We start from the raw sequence: 17,904 nt of genomic DNA, 5'->3' as shown, positions 1-17,904 counted from the left end.
CGCTATCTCCCATGACCAGTCCCGCGAAAGTGTCGGTGTTGCGCAACACCCTGATCAACTATGCCGGCCAAGCCTATGCGCTGCTGATCGGCATCTTGATCCAGCCGATGTATCTCGGTCATCTGGGTGCCGAAACCTATGGTCTGATCGGCTTCTTCGCCGTGCTGCAGACCTGGCTGCAACTCCTCGACGTCGGCATTTCCGCCTCGCTGGTCCGCGACGTCGCCCACGGCCGCGGCCAGACCGGCGCCGGGCGTACCCGCGGCCAGCTGCTGCGCTCGCTGGAATTCATCTTCATCCCCCTGGCGACCCTGGCCTTCGTCGCCATCGAGCTGAATGCGGAGTGGATGGCGGGGCACTGGCTCAACGTCCAGGGCCTGCCCACGGAAACCGTGGCCCACTGCATCGGCCTGATGGGGCTGATGATCGCCTTCCGCCTGCTGTCGACGCTGTACAAGAGCGGCGTCCAGGGGGTCGAGCTGCACGGCTGGCTGAACATGGTCAACGTGCTGATCGCCACGGTGCGCTACTTCGGCGGCCTGGTCCTGGTGATGTGGATTTCCCAGGAGCCGCTGGACTTCTTCGTGTTCCAGGCCTTCGTCGCCGTGTTCGAGATGCTGGTCTATGCGCTCAAGGCCTATCGCCTGCTGCCCAACCCCACCTGGTGGAGCGGCTTCGACTGGCAGCGGGTCAAGCCCATCGTGCCCTTCGCCCTGAGCATGTCCTTTACCTCGATCCTGTGGATCGCCCTGACCCAGCTCGACAAGCTGGTGCTGTCCAAGGCGCTGCCCCTGGCCGAGTACGGCTACTTCAGCCTGGTGGCGCTGATCTCCACCGGCATCGTGACCCTGACCAATCCGCTGGTGCAGGCGCTGTTGCCACGCATGACGGTGCTGGTGTCCCAGGACAAGCCGCTCGAACTGGAGCGGCTCTATCGCAACGCGGCACGCTTCGCCTTCGCCATCCTGCTGCCGCTGGCGGCCATGGTGGCCTTCCATGGCGAGGCGCTGGTCTTCGCCTGGACCGGCGACAAGGTCTCCGCCCACTGGAGCGAGCCGATCCTGTTCTGGTACGCCCTGGGCTCGGCGCTGCTCGCCCTCAGCCAGTTCCAGTTCTACCTGCAGTACGCCTACGGCAAGTTGCGCCTGCACGTCTGGTACAGCCTGGTATCGGCGGCCATCTCGGTGCCCATCGTGATCCTGGTGGTCCTGCACTACGGCGCCTATGGCGCGGCGCTGGCCTGGTTCTTCATGCGCCTGATCCCCTTCGTGATCTGGCCGATGATCGTCCACGGCCGCTTCGCGCCGAATCTGCAGCGCTACTGGAACCAGGATCTGCTGGTGGCCGTGGTGGTGACCGCCATCGGCGTGGGCCTGAGCAAGCTGCTGTACCAAGAGATTCAACCGCAGGAGCGGTTCTCCATCCTGGCCACCCTCGCCCTGGGCGGTGGCCTGACCCTGGTGCTGATGGCGCTGAGCTACGTGCTCTGTTCTCCGAAACAGACCCGCTCGCGCCTGTTTTCCCAACTCTACAAAGCAGGTATCTGACATGGACGCTCGGACCGAAGCAGAGATCATGAAGCACTGGCCGACGAATTGCAGTCGGCCGGTCGCCAGCATCGTCTGCCTGACCTTCAACCATCGTGATTACATCGGCCAGGCCATCGACGGCTTCCTGCGCCAGCAGACCGATTTCCCCTTCGAGATCATCGTCAACGACGACGCCTCGACCGATGGCACCCGGGAAATCCTCCAGGACTACGAGCGCCGCTACCCCCGGCTGATCCGCCTGATCCTGCAAAAGGAAAACCAGTACAGCCAGGGCAAGCCCTATGGCATGCCGGTGTTCCAGCACGCCCGCGGCGACTACATCGCCTATTGCGAAGGCGACGACTACTGGAACGATCCGCGCAAGCTGCAGCTGCAGGTGGACTTCCTGGAGAACAACCGGGACTACGCCCTGACCTTCCACGCCTCCTATGCCTTCAACAGCACGGGGATCGTCAATCCGCAGCGGTTCAATGGCCAGGATCACTACGATCGCAGCGAAACCGACCTGAAGAAGGCTCTGCCGCTGTCGACCCTGACCGCCTGCTTCCGCAACATCCTGCGCGAACTGCCGCCGGAGCTGGAAACCGCCGCGCTCATGGACATCGTCTGGTGGTCGCTGCTGGGTGCCCACGGCAAGGGCAAGTTCATGGACGAGATCCGCCCCGCCGCCTACCGCGTGCACGAGGGCGGGATCTTTTCCATGCGCGCCAGCCAGAAGCGCCTGCAGATGGATCTCCACACCCAGTACTGCCTGGCCAACTACTACTACCGGCTGGGCGAACGCGACCTGCATGTCTTCTTCCTGCGCCAGGTCCTGAGTCTTTCGCTGTCCTCGATTCCGCCGACGCAGAAGGTCAAGGCGCTCCTGCGGGCGGTAAGCAACATCACCCTCAACATCGGCCGACGCTTCGCCCCCAAGCGCGTCACCTACTGAACTTACGCAGAGCAGTTTTCCGGCTGCGCTGTATCCAGCTAAAAGGAAGGGACCCCAATGACCGTCATGCAGCGCTCTTCGTTCGAACAACACGAAGAACAACATCTGGACCTCAAGACGATGGCCCTCACGCTTCTTGATCACAAGAAGCTGATCGCGGGCATCACCGCGGGTTTTCTGGCCGTGGGCATCACCTATGCCGTGCTGTCGACTCCGCAATACGTCGCCGGGGCGATGATCCAGATCGAACCCAAGAAGAATGCGCTCACGGCGGTCGCCGAGACCGTGGTGCGACCCAACTCCGCCTCGCCGGCGGTAGCCGAGATCGAGCTGCTGAAGTCGCGCGCGGTGCTGACCAAGACCGTGGAGAATCTGCGCCTGGACATCGAGGCCAAGCCGCGCTTCTTCCCGCTGATCGGCCACTACCTGTGGCGCCACTACGAAGCCGAAAAGCCGGGTCAGCTGGCGGACAGCTGGCCGCAACTGCGCGGCTTCGCCTGGGGCGGCGAACAGATCGACGTCTTCCAGTTCGACGTGCCGGACGACATGTACGGTGAAACGCTGACCGTGGTGGCCGGCAGCAACGGTCGCTACCGCCTGCTGGACAAGGACAAGCAGCCCCTGCTCGACGGCCAGGTCGGCCAGATGGCCAGCGGTAACGGCTACCGCATGCAGATCAAGACCCTGACCGCGCGTCCCGGTACCGAATTCAAGGTGACCCGCAACCGCGTCATCACCACCGCGCAGCTCTATCAGAACCGCATCAAGACCAGCGAAGCGGGCAAGGAGTCGGGGATCATCTACCTGTCCCTGGCCGACGAGAATCCCGATCTGGCCAAGAGCGTCCTGTCCGAGATCAGCCGCCTGTACGTGCTGCAGAACGTCGAGCGCAGCTCGGCCGAAGCCGCCCAGCGCCTGGACTTCCTCCGTGGCCAGCTGCCGGCGGTGCGCAAGGACCTGGAAAGCGCCGAAGCGGCCCTGAACAACTACCAGACCAACAGCCGCTCCGTGGACATCAGCCTGGAAACCAAGGCAGTCCTGGACAAGATCGTCACCCTCGACACCTCTATCTCCCAGCTCAAGCTCAAGCAGGCCGAATACGATCGCCTCTATACCCGCGATCACCCCAGCTACAAGACCCTGCTGAACCAGCTCGCCCAGCTGGAAGTGGAAAAACGCAGCCTGCAGCGCAAGGTGGAGGCCCTGCCGAGCACCCAGCAGGAGCTGCTGCGCCTGAACCGCGACATGAAGGTCACCAACCAGACCTATCAGCTGCTGCTCAACCAGGCCCAGGAACAGGACATCATCCGTGCCGGCACCATCGGCAACGTGCGCCTGGTCGACAACGCCGACGTCAACCTCGACGAGCCGGCCACCAACCGCAAGATCGCGTTGATCCTGTCGCTGCTGCTGGGTCTGGTGACCTCGGTGGTGGTGGTCTTCGTCCGCCAGGCCTTCCAGAAGGGCATCGAGAATCCGGACACCGTCGAGCAGATCGGCCTGCCGGTCTATTCCACCCTGCCCTTCACCAAGGACCAGGAGCGCCTGAACCGTCGCCTGAAGAAGAAGACCCGTACCGGCGAACCCAATCTGCTGAGCGTGGTGCAGCCGGCCAACCTGGCGGTGGAATCCCTGCGCAGCCTGAGATCCAGCCTGCACTTCGCCATGCTGGAAGCCAAGAACCGGGTGATCATGATTTCCAGCCCGACCCCGGGCGTCGGCAAGTCCTTCGTCTCCAGCAACCTCGCCGCGGTGGTCGCCCAGTCGGGTCAGCGCGTGCTGCTGATCGACGCCGACATGCGCAAGGGCTATCTGCACCGCGTGTTCGGCCTGCAGCCGCAAGCCGGCCTGTCCGAGCTGCTGACCGGTCGCAGCAAGCTGCGTGAAGCCATCGTGCCGAGCGGTATCGCCCAGCTGGACATCATCAGCTGTGGTCAGGCCGCGCCGAATCCCTCGGAGCTGCTGATGCACGCCAATTTCTCCCGTCTGCTGGACGAAGTGGGCAGCCTCTACGACCTGGTGATCATCGATACCCCGCCGATCCTGGCGGTGACCGATGCCGCCCTGGTGGGTCGCCTCGCCGGCACCACCCTGCTGGTCACCCGTTTCGGCCAGAGCACCCTCAAGGCGGTGGAGAACTCCCGTCGCCGCTTCGCCCAGAACGGCATCACCATCAAGGGCGCCATCCTCAACGGCGTGCAGCGCAAGGCCTCGACGTCCATGGAAGACGATGGCGTCTACGGCTACTACGAATACGGCCCCCGTACCTGATACGCCGCTCCGTCGCGACCGATAGCCCCAAGAGAAGGAACTCGCCCATGACGCTCGCCCATCCCGCCGGTCACTGGTACCTGGTGCAGACCAAGCCCAATCAGGAGGCCCGCGCTGAAGAAAACCTGAGCAGACAGGGCTATGTCTGCTTCCGGCCCCAGCGCGAGCGCAAGGCGTCCGGCAGAAGTCGCGCGGCCGGCAGCGAATCGCTGTTCCCGGGGTACCTGTTCATCCAGCTCAATGACGTGAACGACAACTGGTACCCCATCCGCTCGACGCGCGGCGTCAATCGCATCGTCAGCTTCGGCACCCAGCCGACGGCGGTGAGCGAAGCCATCATCGACGATATCCGTCAGCGGCTCGCCGCCCTGGCGGAGCCTGCACCCGCGCACCAGCCCGGCGCGGCCGTGCGGGTGCAATACAGCCAGGAGCTGGAAATGGACGCCGTGTTCCTGAGTGCCGATGGCAACGAGCGAGCCATCATCCTGCTGCGCATCCTGCAGCGCGAACAGCGGGTCAGCGTCGCCCTCGAGCAATTATCGGCAGCGACCCCCGTCAGCCAACGGCTGCGCGCCTGACCCAGTACCCAAGGCCCTTTGGAGAGTCTCTTCATGCAATGCAAAACCACGGTCGTTACCGTCACCTACGGCAATCGCATCGGCTACCTGGAGCAGCTCGTCACCCGCGCCCTGGCCGAGCGCACCATTCATCAGGTCATCGTGGTGAGCAATGCGGCGACGGTGTCGCTGGATAGCCTCGAAACCCGCTGGCCCGGTCAGGTCAAGGTGATCGCCCTGAGCGAGAACACCGGTTCCGCCAACGGTTACGCCGTGGCCCTGGAAGCGGCCCTGGCCACCGATACCACCCACATCTGGATGATGGACGACGACAACGCCCCCCTGGGCGATGCCCTCGACGTGCTGCACCGTCGCCTCGACGAACTCGGCGCCGTCCACGGTCGCGACAAGGTCGCCGTGCTCGGCTACCGGCCGACCCAGCAGGCCGACATCGCCCAGTGCATCCCGACCAAGATGATCACCCAGCCACGTTCGAGCTATTTCGGCTTCCACGTGGCCCGCATCCCCTACAAGATCTGGCGCCGCCTGCCCTGGGGCCGGCCGCGCGGTGGCCAGCCGGAAGCCCTGGTCGAGCTGCCTTTCGCCCCCTATGGCGGCATGCTCGCCCACCGCAGCCTCTATGAGCGCATCGGCCTGCCCCTGCGCGAGCTGGTGCTCTATTCCGACGACACCGAGTACACCTACCGCATCACCCAGGCCGGCGGAAAGCTGTTCATGGTCACCGAGGCGGAACTCGAAGAACTGGAGCATTCCTGGAACATCAAGGAAGGCACCAGCAACGTCTACCAGAACTACCTGCAGGCCGGCTCGGATTTCCGCGCCTACTACGCCGCGCGCAACCAGGCCTGGTTCGACAAGAACGTCTGGGCCAGCTCCCGGCCGATGTACAGCCTCAACCGCTACGTCTTCCACACCCTGCTCAAGCTGTTCGCCCGTGACGACAAGAGCCGTCAGCGCCTGGCGCTGATCCGGCAGGCGGTCCAGGACGGCGAAACCGGCGCGCTGGGGATAAACCGCAGCTATCCGCTATGAAACTGCTCTTTCTCAACAGCTTCTATCCGCCCCAGGTGGGCGGTGGCGCGGAGCTCATCCTGCAACGCAGCGTGGAAGGCTTCCAGCAGCGCGGTCACGACGTGGCCGTGCTGGTGACCGGTCCCGAGCAGGGTGTGCGGCAGGAGACGGTGAACGACGTTCGCGTCTATCGCGCCGGGCTGAAGAATTTCTACTGGCCCCTGACCCAGCAGCGCCCCGGTCCGCTGGCGCGCTTCGGCTGGCACTTTCGCGACCAGTACAACAGCGCGATGCGGGCGCCCCTGCGCCAGGTGCTGCAACAGGAAAAGCCGGATCTGGTGGTGTGCCACAACCTGTCCGGCTGGTCGGTCGCGGCCTGGGACGAGATCCGCGCCAGCGGCGTGCCCATCGTGCAGGTGCTGCATGACATGTACCTGCTGTGCCCGAAGAACACCCTGTTCAAGAAGGGCCAGAGCTGCCAGAAACTCTGTGGCAGCTGCGCGGCCCTGCGCCGCCCCCACGCCGAGCAGTCCGCCAAGGTGGATGCCGTCGTCGGGGTCAGCCGGTACCTGCTGGATACCATCGTGAACAAGGGCTACTTCAGCGGCGTTCCGCGTCAGGTCATCCACAACGCCAGCCTGATCGCCGGCAGCAATGCCGAGACCGCGACCCCCAGTCCGGACGGCGTCGTCCGCTTCGGCTACATGGGTACCCTGTCGGAAAACAAGGGCGTGGGCTGGCTGATCGAGCAGTTCCAGCGGCTGTCGCTCAACGCCACCCTGACCATCGCCGGCAAGGGCCAGCTGGACTACGAAGCCCAGCTCAAGGCCATGGCCGATCCGCAGAAGGTCAGCTTCGTCGGTTATCAGAAGCCCGAGGCCTTCTACCGGAGCATCGACGTCTTCGTCGCGCCGTCGCTGTGGGCCGAGCCCTTCGGCATGGTCGCCGTCGAGGCCTGTGCCTTCCAGAAGCCGGTCATCGCCGCGCGCATGGGCGGTCTGCCGGAGATCGTTCGCGATGGCGTCAACGGGCTGCTCTGCAATCCCGACGACCGCGACTCCCTGGGCCGCGCCCTGCAGTGCCTGCATGACGATACCGAGTTGCGCCAGCGGCTGAGTCTGCTGAGCCGCACTGCGGTGGCCGATCTGCTGAGCATGGACACCATGCTCGACCAGTACCAGGCGCTCTTTGAAGACGTCCTGGGCAAGGCGCAACACGGCTCCGCCAAGCAGCTTCACGTACCTCACACACAGCTTTCCAACTGATCCACCCCAGGTCACGGCAACGGGCAGAATCATGATCATCGTCAATTCCCGCTTCATCACCCAGGATCTTCGCGGCGTCCAGCGCTTCGCGGAATGCATCTCGCTGGAGCTGGCGAAGCTGAGATACGACCTGCGCTTCGTCGCGCCGCCCGGCGTCGTCAGGCCCGAGGTGGCCAAGCGGCTGAACATCGAGATCATCGGCACCCGCCAGGGCCAGCGCTGGGAGCAATGGGACCTGCCGAACTGGCTGAAGAGCCAGGGCAGCCCCCTGCTGCTGTCGCTGTGCAGCACGGCGCCGCTGCTCTACACCAACCAGATCGCCACCCACCACGACATCAACTACGTGCGCTTTCCCGAGAGTTACTCGTGGAAATTCCGCACCTCGTACCGCTGCCTGATCCCCATGCTGCTCAAGCGCTCGAATGCCCTGATCACCGTGAGTGAATTCTCCCGGGACGAGATCTCGCGCTTCTATCGCTACCCGAGCGACTCGATCACGGTGGTGCCCAACGCCGTCGCCGACGCCTTCACCCTGGAGCCGCGGATCGACCGCGCCGACACCCCCTATCTGCTGGCGGTGTCCTCGCCCAGCTACCACAAGAATTTCTCGCGGATGCTGGAGGCCTTCGCCGCCCTGCCGCGGGATCTGGATGTCGAGTTGCGCATTGTCGGCGACAGCCACGCCGTGTTCGGTCAGAACGACCTGGCGACCCTGGCCGCCCGGGATTCGCGGGTCAAGCTGCTCGGCCGCATCGACGATGCCGAACTGGCGCGCCAGTATCGCCAGGCCACCGCCTTCGTCTTTCCGTCGCTCTACGAGGGGTTCGGCATTCCGCCCCTCGAAGCCCAGGCCTGCGGCTGCCCGGTGATCTCGGCAAACACCGCCTCCATGCCGGAAGTGCTGCAGGACAGCGTCCTCTACTTCGATCCCTACGAGACGGCCAGCATCACCCGGGCGATGCGCACCATCCTCCAGGACGCACCGCTCAGGGAGGCGCTTCGCGCCAAGGGTCTGGCCAACATCCAGCGCTTCAACTGGCAGACCTCGGCGAGAAAGGTCTCCGACCTGCTGGATAGCGCCCTGGCGACCACCACCAAGTCCACGGCCAGGGCCGCCTGAAACGACCCCACGACAATAATTCAGCGATCAAGAACTCATGGAAGAGACAAGCAACGCCATGGCAGGCCAGCGCGGTTCCTCTGTACCCCTGACGCTCGACGACTCGAGCGGGTCCGGGCGCGTCCTTCAGGTCGCTGATTGCCACCGGCTGCACAGCAGCTCGGACGCCACCGCGGCAGAGACCGTGGAGCGCCCGGAAAACGCCGAATGTTTCGAAACGCCTGCAACAGACGCCGTCTTTGCACCAAGCCCAACCATCAAGTTGCACGAACTCGAAAGCCCCTCGGACGACATCGAGATTACCCGGCTGCCCTGGGGATATGCAGTGACCAGAAAGACCCGCACTCCATGATTCAGCACCAGCACTTGATTTCATTTCACGCTTAAGGAAGACGACATGAAAATCGCCATCGTTCACGATTGGTTGGTAACCTTTGCTGGCGCCGAACGCGTGCTCGCCGAATTGCTCGACATCTGGCCGGAGGCGGACCTGTTCAGCGTGATCGACTTCCTCTCGGACGAGGATCGGGCGCAGCTGCAAGGCAAGCAGGCGACAACCACTTTCATCCAGCGCCTGCCCCAGGCCAAGAAGCGCTATCAGACCTATCTGCCGCTGATGCCGCACGCCATCGAGCAACTCGACCTGTCCGGCTACGACCTGATCATCTCCAGCAGCCATGCGGTGGCCAAGGGTGTCCTGACCGGTCCGGACCAGCTGCACATCAGCTATGTCCACTCGCCCATCCGCTACGCCTGGGACCTGCAGCACCAGTACCTCAAGGAAGCCGGTCTCGACCGCGGCCTCAAGGGCAAGCTGGCGCGCGTCATCCTGCACTACGTGCGCATCTGGGATCAGCGCACCGCCGCCGGCGTGGATGCCTTCGTCGCCAACTCCCACTTCATCGCCCGGCGCATCAGCAAGGCCTATCGCCGCGAAGCCAAGGTCATCTATCCGCCGGTCGACATCAGTCGCTTCACCCCCAGCGGCGGCAAGGACGACTTCTACCTCACGGCGTCGCGCATGGTGCCCTACAAGCGCATGCCGATGATCGTCGAAGCCTTCAGCTCGATGCCCGACAAGAAGCTGGTGGTGATCGGCGCCGGCCCCGAATTCGAGAAAGCCAAGGAAGTCGCCGGCCCCAATGTCACCCTGCTGGGTTACCAGGACTTCGACTGCCTGCTCGATCATATGCGCAGAGCGCGGGCCTTCGTTTTTGCCGCCGAGGAAGATTTCGGCATCACCCCCATCGAAGCCCAGGCCTGCGGTACGCCCGTCATCGCCTATGGCCGGGGTGGCGTTCTGGAAACCGTGCGCGGTCTCGATGCGCAACACCCCACCGGCGTCTTCTATCCGGAGCAGACCGCTGCCTCGCTATGCGCCGCCGTGCGTCAGTTCGAGGCCTTGGAAACGCCGATCAGCCAGCAGGCGTGCCGACAGAACGCCGAGCGCTTCGCCACCAAGCGTTTCCGTCAGGAAATGCGCGCCTATGTCGAAGCCCGGGTCGCTGCGCTGCATCTGCCCGCCGATCTGGATCTGGAGATCGTGACGCCCTTTCCCAGCAAGGCTCTGCAACCGAGCTCGCTGAGCACCGCCTGAGGGTTACTCCTTCACGTCCATGAATTCCCGCGCCCAGACTCGATACTCCTGCAGGGTCGAGTACTTGGTGGAGAGTTCGGAAGCGGACAGGTCGGACGCGGTGATGTCGCGCTGCTCTCTGAGGCAGTCGTAGGTCGCCTTGATCGCCGCGAAGTAGGCTGCATGCCCGTTCACCACCACCCGGACCCCGGCCTTGGCCAGGCGGGCGTTGTCGCGCAACTGGGGATTGCCGTAGGTCACCAGCATCACCGGCACGCTCAGGTGCTGGGTGATTTCTTCCAGATGAGCGAAATCGCGAATGCCGACCATGCAGATACCGTCCGCACCCGCGGCCTCGTAGGCCTTGGTGCGGGAGATGACTTCCTCGGTGCTCAATTCGGTGGCGTTGGTGCGGGCGAAGATGCTCAGGGCCTCGTCGATACGGGCTTCCAGCGCCCCCTTGATCTTGCCGATACCCTCTTCGACGCTCACCAGATCGGTGGACTTGCGACCATAGCCGGCCGGCAGCACGGTGTCCTCGATGGTCAGGGCAGCCACTCCGGCGCGTTCGAGTTCGGTGATGGTGCGCATCACGTTCAGCGCATTGCCGTAGCCGTGATCGGCGTCAGCGATGATGGGCAGCCGGGCGACCCGCCCGATGCGCGTGGCCTGCTCGACGAACTCGCTGAGAGTGATCAGGGCGAAGTCCGGCGCGGCCAACACCTGCAGGGAAGCCACCGACCCGCCGAGGATGCCCATTTCGAAACCCAGGTCGTTGGCGATGCGCGCCGACATGGGATCGAAGACGGACGCCGTGTGATAGCAGCTGTCCGATTTGAGCAGGGCTCTGAACGCTAGACGCAACTTGTGCGGGGAGGTTGGCTTCATGGAATTTTCCTTCTGGGAGATACCGAACAGACAATGTTAGCGCGACAAGTACTGGTCATACGACCGGATGTCCGGCTTTGAGATAAATCGATTCATCCAACTGACCCACGGTCGTCGCCCGGCCTCGCTCTTCAAGAGCCACAGGCCCCGCGGCGAACGTCAAATGAATGCGGATCGGCAGTGCAGCCAGCCACTTGGCCAAGCGTGGGAAATTTCGGTACCCAAGCATGCCCGGGCAAAGTGACAATAGTGGCCAGGCCTTGCCTTCCTGCCAATCCCGTCACTGCATAATGCCATCATGCTCGCCGCTGCTTTCCTCGAACGCTTCACCGCCCTGGATCTCTTTCTGACCCGCCATCAGCACCTGTGGCGACCCAGACCCTTCGTCGAACGGGAGCTGGCCTGGGAATCGAGCCATGCGGAGCTGGCCCGCTGGCTGCGGGCCCGCAGTCTGGAGGAAGCCGAGGCCGCCCATAATACCCCTCAGCTGCTGGCTGCACCTGAGCCCTTCCGCTCTCTGGCAGAGACCTCGCTGGCGCTCAGTCAGGTCCACGCCTACCCAGACGCTCCTGGCCGCACCTTGTCCGGCAGGCAAGACGTCGACGTGCCGGGGCGCAAGTGGCTGCAGATCGAAGCCTTCAGTCGCAAGCTGGACTTCCGGCAACCGGTGCAGCGCTGGGTCGACTGGTGTGCGGGCAAGGGCCACCTGGCCAGGCACCTGACCCATCAGGGTGCGCCAGCCGTCTGCCTGGAGTTCGATGCGGCCCTGGTCGAGGAGGGTGAAAGGCTCAGCCACCGGGGCCGGGCCCCGGTGCACCATTATCAGGCCGATGTGCTCCAACCGCTGGCAGGCGACCAGCTCGGCAGTCGCGACACACCCGTCGCCCTGCACGCCTGTGGCGACCTGCACACCCGGCTGCTCAGGGTGACGGCAGCGCGCGGCTGTCAGCAACTGGCCCTGGCGCCCTGCTGCTATGACCGCATCTCCGCCGAGGTGTATGACCCGTTGTCCACCGCGGCGCAGGCCTCGGCGCTGCGCCTGGACCGCGAAGCCCTGCGCCTGGCGCTCTGCGAAACCGTCACCGGCGGGCAGCGGGTGCGGCGGGACAGGGACCTGTCCATGGCGCGACGCCTGGGATTCGATCTCCTGCAACGCGAACTCAGCGGACGCGACGTCTATCTCAATACGCCGCCGCTGCCCAGCCACTGGCTGCGCCAGCCCTTCTCGGCGTTCGGTGCGGAGCTGGCGCGGCGCAAGGCGCTCGAGCTTCCCGCGGCGATCGACTGGCCGCTGTGGGAACATCGGGGCTTCCAGCGGCTGGCAGAAGTTCGTAATCTCGAACTGCTGCGCGGCCTGTTCCGCCGTCCGCTGGAACTCTGGCTGGTGCTGGACCAGGCGCTGTTCCTACAGGAGCAAGGTTACAGTGTGACGCTGGGAACCTTCTGTCCGGCCAGCCTGACACCCCGGAATCTGCTGCTGAGCGCGGAAAAACCCTGTCCGGCATAGGCCTACAGCCGCTCTATCCTGCACGTTTGTCGGAATCTGAGCTGAGGAGTGTAAAAAATACCTTTTGGTGATGGACTTCTCACAAAGTCTGCACAATAGTTAGGTTGCAATCTCGCAAAAAGCAGGAATAACAAAAATGCGCTACTACCTGCCCGTTTGGACCGGCGTTGCCGGTTGCCTCGTCTTCGCCCAAGCCCAACTGCCTTGGCTTGCGGTGGCCTCCCTCCTTGTCAGCTGGTCGTTCCTGTTGTTCTCCCACGACAACTCGAGAAATTCGGCCTGGCATTCCAAGATCTCCACCCTCCCCGTCAACTCCCCCCTGAGTTTTCAGTCCCACCATCGCCATTGAGGCGTGTTTCAGGCCAGGGACTGGCCTACACCCGACCTGACCGGTCCGGCTGTCTCATTGTTTGGTGAAACAGCTCACAGTTCCTGCATCTCACATTAAAGTCCGACGGAACGTTTTCCTCCCTTCTGCTGCCCGGACGAACCGCTCATCGCGCCCTGACGCGAGAGAAGTGTGTCAGCCGTCCGCCCGCGCTGTGACGCACTCCCCCCTTCTCGACTTCCCTTCCACTGTCGCACCCCAGCTGGCGTGCTATTTGCCGTGATCTGGGCTTGCTCGACAGCGCCTGCCTGCCTTTCTACCGTGTGAACCTCTTAATCAGTGCCGAGTCCTAACGTCGCTACAGCCATCATGGCATTTAGCGATCGGTGGTCAGTCATCGGTCCTAGAGCGCCATAGTGAACATTTCAGACGCTGGTAGCTGCCTCGCCCAGTTGAAAGTTCGTGCACGGTATACGCACAAGGATGGAACCATGAATTTGAAAGAACGCGGCATTTTGCATACGAACTCCTCGGCAATCTCGCTCGCACACCGCCTGCTCGACCTCGCCGTGATCACGCTGAGCGCCTATGTGGCAGGCACCTGGGCGTCGGAAACCGGCATGCGCCCCGAGCATTGGGTCGTCATCTTCCTGTCCTTGCTGATCTTCCATTTCCTCACCGAGCTGAACCACGTCTATGGTTCCTGGCGGGGTGAGCGCATCACCGACGAACTGCTCAAGATCGCCACCTACTGGGTGCTGACCTTCGCGACCGTGTTCATGGTCGACTACTTCTTCTTCGACCAGTCCTATCTCTCACCTGGCGTGATGCAGGGCTGGCTGGGTCTGACGCTCGGCACCCTGTGCGGCTATCGCGTGCTGCTGCGCTCGATCATGCATTCCCTGCGCAAGGCCGGCATCAACACCCGCAACGTCGCCATCGCCGGCAACGGCATGGTCGCCCAGCGCCTGGCGCACACCATCAGCACCGCGCCCTGGATGGGCCTGCGCATCGCCGGTTTCTACAGCGACAACCAGGACACCGGTGAAGAAGGCGTGCCCAGCCCGGCGTTGAATGGCGGTCTGGATCGCCTCATGCAAGACGTTCGCTCCGGCCAGGTCGACAAGGTCTACATCACCCTGGGCATGGCCGATCAGAGCAAGATCAACTGGCTGGTCCAGGAGCTGAGCGATACCACCGCGTCCGTCTACATCATCCCGGACATCTTCATGTTCCACCTGCTGCATGCTCGTAGCGAGAGCCTGGACGGCCTGCCCAGCATCAGCATCTTCGATACCCCGATGGATGGCGCCAGCCATATCGTCAAGCGTATCGAGGACATCGTGCTGTCTTCGATCATCCTCGCCATGATCTCCCTGCCCATGCTGGCCATCGCCATCGGCATCAAGATCACCTCGCCCGGCCCGATCTTCTTCAAGCAGAAGCGCTACGGCATGGACGGCAAGCCGATCGAAGTGTGGAAATTCCGCAGCATGAAGGTCATGGAAAATGGCGCCAAGGTCACCCAGGCGACCAAGAATGACTCCCGCATCACCCCGTTTGGTGCATTTTTACGACGTACGTCTCTCGATGAATTGCCTCAATTCATTAATGTACTCCGCGGCGAAATGTCCATCGTGGGTCCCCGTCCCCATGCCGTCGCTCACAACGAGCAATACCGCAAGCTGGTGCAGGGCTACATGCTCCGCCACAAGATGAAGCCCGGCATTACCGGCTGGGCTCAGGTCAATGGCTGGCGCGGCGAGACCGACACCCTGGACAAGATGCAGAAGCGCGTCGAGTTCGATCTGGACTATATCCACCACTGGTCCTTCTGGTGGGACGTCAAGATCATCTTTCTCACGCTGTTCAAAGGCTTCATCAATAAGAACGCATACTGAGTCTGGCCGGGGCCGTTGGCCCCACTACTCAGCACGACGATCTGGAGCCTGGACTCCCGACTCTAATTACATCGGCAGCGAGCAACTCCTGTACGGGCTTTGCTGGGCTATCTGCCGTCGATACCTGTTGTCCGGACAACAGGAAGGTTTTTGAAGAATGATCAAGTCGATATTGGTTGTATGCGAAGGGAACATCTGCCGCAGCCCGGTCGCAGAAGCACTACTGGCCAAGGCGCTGGAAGGCCGGGACGTCCAGGTCGGTTCGGCCGGCATCAGGGCGCTGGTGGGCCACGGCATGGAAAAGACCGCTCAGGAGGTATTGCTACGGGAGAACGGCATCGATTTCACCACCCACAAAGCTCGCCAGGCGGATGCAGAGATGCTGCGCAAGGCGGATTTGATTTTGACCATGGAAGAGTTCCACTCACGCTCCGTCGAAAGTATTGCTCCTGAAGTCAGGGGTAAGGTTTTTCTGATCGGGAAATGGTTGAGCAATCAAGAAGTACCAGACCCTTATCGCCTTTCTAAAGAGATGTTTCAAAATGTCCAAATACTTTTGACGCGCTGTGTAGACAGTTGGCTTCCATACATCAAATAGGGAAGAAGGAATTTCATGACCACGATGCCTCGCTTTACTCCCGAAGTTAAAAATGAGTCGGATATCAACTTCTCCGCACTCTTTGGAATGTTGATCGATTACAAATGGCAACTGCTGTCGGTAATCGGCATTTTCGCTGCGCTCGGTATTGGCTACGCCATCCTGGCCACGCCGATGTATTCGTCCAACGCCATGATCCAGATCGAAATGGAGAAGAAGGGCGTTACCCGACTGACCGACCAGACCAGCGGCATGCCGCCGCCCATGCCCGAGGCGGTGACCGAGATCGAGCTGCTCAAGTCGCGCTCGGTGATCGGCAAGGCGATCGAGAACCTCAAGCTGGATATCGAGGTCAAGCCGCGCTATTTCCCGCTGATCGGCAACTTCGTCGCGCGCCGTTTCGAGCCGCAGAATGAAACCGACGTCGCCTCTCCCCTGCTCGGCCTGAACAGCTTCGCCTGGGGCGGCGAGAAACTGGTCATCGACCAGTTGGAAGTGCCGGACAGCAACCTCGACAAGCCGATGAAGCTGAAGGTCGAGGACAACCAGAACTTCACCGTCTTCAACGCCGACGACGAAGTGGTGCTGCACGGTGGCCTCGGCCAGCCGGTGAGCAATGCCGGTTACCAGATCAAGGTGACTACGCTGCAGGCTCGCCCCGGCACCGAATTCACCATCATGAAGAAGCGTTTTTCCAAGACCATCCAGGAATACCAGGGCCGCATCGTCGCCGGTGAACGCGGCAAGATGTCGGGCATCATCGGTGTCGGTCTGCAAGACGCGGATCCGCTGAAGGCCCAGGCCATCGTCCAGGAAGTCGCGGACATCTATGTTCAGCAGAACATCGATCGCAACGCCGCCGAGTCCACCCAGAGTCTGGAATTCCTGCGCGCCCAGATCCCGGTCGTGAAATCCGATCTGGAAAAGGCCCAGTCCGCGCTGAACTACTACCAGACCAACAAGAAGTCGGTCGACATCGACAGCGAGACCAAGGGGGTCCTGGAACAGACCGTTGCCCTGGATAACCAGATCTCCGAGCTGAACCTCAAGCGCACCGAGATGGATCGCAAGTTCACTCGCCAGCACCCGGCCTACCAGGCGCTGATGAGCCAGCTGGGCCAACTCCAGGCCGAGCGCGCCAAGCTGCAGAAGCGCGTCGAAGTGCTGCCGGAAACCCAGCAGGAACTGCTGCGCCTGAACCGCGACATCGAAGTGACCGGTCAGACCTATGCGCTGATGCTGAACAAGGCCCAGGAGCTGGAAGTCATTCGCGCCGGTACCGTGGGTAGCGTCCGCATCATCGACAACGCCAACGCCAACGTCGACGATCCGTCCGCCCCCAACAAACCGCTGATCATCGCCGTCGCCATCATCCTGGGCGGCATCGTCGGCCTGGCCATCGTCTACACCCGTCACACCCTGCGTCGCGGTGTCGAGACCCCGGAAGCCATCGAGCAGATCGGCCTGCCGGTCTACGCCTCGATCCCCTACAGCAAGAACCAGGCGGACACCACCAAGGTACTGGGCACCAAGCAGCCGGGCGAGTCCTCGCTGACCGCCCTCACCCATCCGACCGATCTGAGCACCGAGGCGCTGCGCAGCCTGCGTACCAGCCTGCACTTCGCCATGATCGAGGCCAAGAACAACATCCTGATGATCTCCGGTCCCAGCCCGGGCGTCGGCAAGTCCTTCGTGTCCTCGAACCTGGCCGCGGTGATCGCCGAGTCCGGTCAACGCGTCCTGCTGATCGATGGCGACATGCGCAAGGGCTATCTGCACAAGCTGATGAACACCAAGCAGCAGGACGGTCTGTCCGATCTGCTGAGTGGCCGCATCGCCCTGAACGACGCCATCAAGAAGACCGAAGTCGGCAGCCTGGATTTCGTCTCCTGCGGCCAGTTCCCGCCGAATCCGTCGGAACTGCTGATGAGCCTGAGATTCACCACCGTGCTGAAGAAATTCAGCGAGCTGTACGACATCGTGATCATCGACACCCCGCCGATCCTGGCGGTGACCGAGGCCGGCATCATCGGCAGCCACGCCGGTACCAGCCTGATCGTCGCACGTTTCGGCGTGAACAGTGTCAAGGAGCTTGAGGCGACCAAGCGCCGCTTCGACCTCAACGGCATTCCGCTCAAGGGCGTGATCTTCAACGCCGTGGAGCGCAAGGCCAGTAACTACGGCTCTTACGGCAACTATCACTACTCTTACGAGCAGAACGCCAAGAGCTGATGCACGACCCGGCTGGACGGCCCGAGCGCCGTCCAGCCAATCCCTTCAGGGATCGCGGCAGTATTCGTACAGGCGCATCGAACAAGAAACTACCTCACACAGCGATTTCGAAGGGTTCGCTCCTGAACCCGGCCACGCTTGGCAG

General features: G+C 62.7%; 15 protein-coding genes. 14 read left to right on the top strand and 1 reads right to left on the bottom strand.

The features are described from left to right. Positions 1-11: 11 nt before the first annotated feature. The 9 genes from CFE50_RS00700 to CFE50_RS00660 are packed head-to-tail and all read left to right on the top strand — an operon-like array spanning position 12 to position 10,326. Positions 12-1,547: a lipopolysaccharide biosynthesis protein gene (locus CFE50_RS00700; protein ID WP_007161386.1), complete on the top strand. Its 1,536-nt coding sequence runs from the start codon at positions 12-14 to the stop codon at positions 1,545-1,547. A gap of 1 nt (position 1,548) precedes the next feature. Continuing rightward, positions 1,549-2,484, top strand: a complete 936-nt coding sequence (locus tag CFE50_RS00695) for a glycosyltransferase (protein ID WP_286729581.1) — start codon at positions 1,549-1,551, stop codon at positions 2,482-2,484. Between the two features lie 57 nt (positions 2,485-2,541). Beyond that, positions 2,542-4,755: a polysaccharide biosynthesis tyrosine autokinase gene (locus tag CFE50_RS00690; protein WP_027598160.1), complete on the top strand. Its 2,214-nt coding sequence runs from the start codon at positions 2,542-2,544 to the stop codon at positions 4,753-4,755. 47 nt (positions 4,756-4,802) lie between these two features. Further along, on the top strand, positions 4,803-5,333 hold the full coding sequence (gene rfaH, locus CFE50_RS00685; protein WP_286729579.1) for a transcription/translation regulatory transformer protein RfaH: 531 nt from the start codon (positions 4,803-4,805) through the stop codon (positions 5,331-5,333). Positions 5,334-5,366: 33 nt separating this feature from the next. Further along, complete coding sequence (locus CFE50_RS00680; RefSeq protein WP_286729576.1) at positions 5,367-6,365, top strand: glycosyltransferase; 999 nt, start codon at positions 5,367-5,369, stop codon at positions 6,363-6,365. Beyond that, entirely contained in the window at positions 6,362-7,609 is a 1,248-nt protein-coding gene (locus tag CFE50_RS00675; protein ID WP_286729572.1) for a glycosyltransferase family 4 protein, read from the top strand. The genes CFE50_RS00680 and CFE50_RS00675 overlap by 4 nt, the downstream gene beginning before the upstream one ends. Before the next feature lie 31 nt (positions 7,610-7,640). Continuing rightward, positions 7,641-8,729, top strand: coding sequence for a glycosyltransferase family 4 protein (locus CFE50_RS00670; protein ID WP_286729569.1), 1,089 nt, complete (start codon positions 7,641-7,643; stop codon positions 8,727-8,729). A 37-nt stretch (positions 8,730-8,766) separates the two neighbouring features. Beyond that, positions 8,767-9,081, top strand: a complete 315-nt coding sequence (locus CFE50_RS00665; RefSeq protein ID WP_241808240.1) for a hypothetical protein — start codon at positions 8,767-8,769, stop codon at positions 9,079-9,081. Positions 9,082-9,126: 45 nt separating this feature from the next. Beyond that, positions 9,127-10,326, top strand: coding sequence for a glycosyltransferase family 4 protein (locus CFE50_RS00660; protein ID WP_241808241.1), 1,200 nt, complete (start codon positions 9,127-9,129; stop codon positions 10,324-10,326). A gap of 3 nt (positions 10,327-10,329) precedes the next feature. Here CFE50_RS00660 and CFE50_RS00655 read toward each other — a convergent pair whose 3' ends face one another. Beyond that, positions 10,330-11,193 (bottom strand): oxaloacetate decarboxylase, encoded by an 864-nt coding sequence (locus CFE50_RS00655; RefSeq protein WP_027598153.1) that lies wholly within the window; start codon positions 11,191-11,193, stop codon positions 10,330-10,332. 298 nt (positions 11,194-11,491) lie between these two features. Here CFE50_RS00655 and CFE50_RS00650 point away from each other — a divergent pair, with 298 nt between their 5' ends. The 5 genes from CFE50_RS00650 (at position 11,492) to CFE50_RS00630 (ending at position 17,759) form a co-directional block, all read left to right on the top strand. Then, positions 11,492-12,700 (top strand): methyltransferase, encoded by a 1,209-nt coding sequence (locus tag CFE50_RS00650; protein WP_286729565.1) that lies wholly within the window; start codon positions 11,492-11,494, stop codon positions 12,698-12,700. Between the two features lie 136 nt (positions 12,701-12,836). Beyond that, a complete protein-coding gene (locus CFE50_RS00645) occupies positions 12,837-13,049 on the top strand; it encodes a hypothetical protein (RefSeq protein WP_241808243.1) in 213 nt (70 codons plus the stop codon). 470 nt (positions 13,050-13,519) lie between these two features. Beyond that, positions 13,520-14,929, top strand: a complete 1,410-nt coding sequence (locus CFE50_RS00640; protein WP_007161398.1) for an undecaprenyl-phosphate glucose phosphotransferase — start codon at positions 13,520-13,522, stop codon at positions 14,927-14,929. Positions 14,930-15,086: 157 nt separating this feature from the next. Next, positions 15,087-15,527 (top strand): low molecular weight protein-tyrosine-phosphatase, encoded by a 441-nt coding sequence (locus CFE50_RS00635; protein WP_027598150.1) that lies wholly within the window; start codon positions 15,087-15,089, stop codon positions 15,525-15,527. A 15-nt stretch (positions 15,528-15,542) separates the two neighbouring features. Continuing rightward, positions 15,543-17,759: a polysaccharide biosynthesis tyrosine autokinase gene (locus CFE50_RS00630; protein WP_027598149.1), complete on the top strand. Its 2,217-nt coding sequence runs from the start codon at positions 15,543-15,545 to the stop codon at positions 17,757-17,759. Positions 17,760-17,904 lie beyond the last annotated feature (145 nt).

This window comes from Pseudomonas sp. PGPPP4, from assembly GCF_002256045.1.
GTDB classification, from domain to species: Bacteria; Pseudomonadota; Gammaproteobacteria; order Pseudomonadales; family Pseudomonadaceae; genus Chryseomonas; species Chryseomonas oryzihabitans.
This window is presented reverse-complemented; position numbering and strand designations above follow the sequence as displayed.

Coding starts and splice junctions, on each gene's coding strand:
- CFE50_RS00700 (WP_007161386.1), top strand. CDS start 12: ATGACCAGTCCCGCGAAAGTGTCGGTGTTGCGCAACACCCTGATCAAC.
- CFE50_RS00695 (WP_286729581.1), top strand. CDS start 1,549: ATGGACGCTCGGACCGAAGCAGAGATCATGAAGCACTGGCCGACGAAT.
- CFE50_RS00690 (WP_027598160.1), top strand. CDS start 2,542: ATGACCGTCATGCAGCGCTCTTCGTTCGAACAACACGAAGAACAACAT.
- rfaH (WP_286729579.1), top strand. CDS start 4,803: ATGACGCTCGCCCATCCCGCCGGTCACTGGTACCTGGTGCAGACCAAG.
- CFE50_RS00680 (WP_286729576.1), top strand. CDS start 5,367: ATGCAATGCAAAACCACGGTCGTTACCGTCACCTACGGCAATCGCATC.
- CFE50_RS00675 (WP_286729572.1), top strand. CDS start 6,362: ATGAAACTGCTCTTTCTCAACAGCTTCTATCCGCCCCAGGTGGGCGGT.
- CFE50_RS00670 (WP_286729569.1), top strand. CDS start 7,641: ATGATCATCGTCAATTCCCGCTTCATCACCCAGGATCTTCGCGGCGTC.
- CFE50_RS00665 (WP_241808240.1), top strand. CDS start 8,767: ATGGAAGAGACAAGCAACGCCATGGCAGGCCAGCGCGGTTCCTCTGTA.
- CFE50_RS00660 (WP_241808241.1), top strand. CDS start 9,127: ATGAAAATCGCCATCGTTCACGATTGGTTGGTAACCTTTGCTGGCGCC.
- CFE50_RS00655 (WP_027598153.1), bottom strand. CDS start 11,193: ATGAAGCCAACCTCCCCGCACAAGTTGCGTCTAGCGTTCAGAGCCCTG.
- CFE50_RS00650 (WP_286729565.1), top strand. CDS start 11,492: ATGCTCGCCGCTGCTTTCCTCGAACGCTTCACCGCCCTGGATCTCTTT.
- CFE50_RS00645 (WP_241808243.1), top strand. CDS start 12,837: ATGCGCTACTACCTGCCCGTTTGGACCGGCGTTGCCGGTTGCCTCGTC.
- CFE50_RS00640 (WP_007161398.1), top strand. CDS start 13,520: ATGAATTTGAAAGAACGCGGCATTTTGCATACGAACTCCTCGGCAATC.
- CFE50_RS00635 (WP_027598150.1), top strand. CDS start 15,087: ATGATCAAGTCGATATTGGTTGTATGCGAAGGGAACATCTGCCGCAGC.
- CFE50_RS00630 (WP_027598149.1), top strand. CDS start 15,543: ATGACCACGATGCCTCGCTTTACTCCCGAAGTTAAAAATGAGTCGGAT.